This window comes from Streptomyces sp. URMC 127, assembly GCF_051386535.1.
Classification (GTDB): domain Bacteria; phylum Actinomycetota; class Actinomycetes; order Streptomycetales; family Streptomycetaceae; genus Streptomyces.
Genome location: NZ_JBPQTW010000571.1, coordinates 1 through 233 on the forward strand (window position 1 = coordinate 1; position 233 = coordinate 233).

The window sequence follows — 233 nt, forward strand, 5'->3', positions numbered from 1 at the left end:
TACGACGGCATCAAGCGCAATGTGATGCGTGAGTCGACCGGTAACCCGCGTGCCATCAACAACTGGGACGTCAATGCCGTGAACGGTGTGCCGTCCAAGGGTCTGCTGCAGATGATCGACCCGACGTTCAAGGCGTACCACGTCGAGGGCACCTCGTGGGACATCTACGACCCGGTCGCCAACATCGCCGCCGCCTGTAACTACGCGGCCGACAAGTACGGCTCCATGGACAA

At 60.9% G+C, this 233-nt stretch carries 1 protein-coding gene; it reads left to right on the top strand.

Features of this window, described 5'->3' with window-relative positions; all coding sequences use genetic code 11:
• On the top strand, positions 1 to 233 hold a 233-nt coding region (locus tag ACSNOH_RS35425), incomplete at both ends, for a transglycosylase SLT domain-containing protein (RefSeq protein ID WP_436725534.1).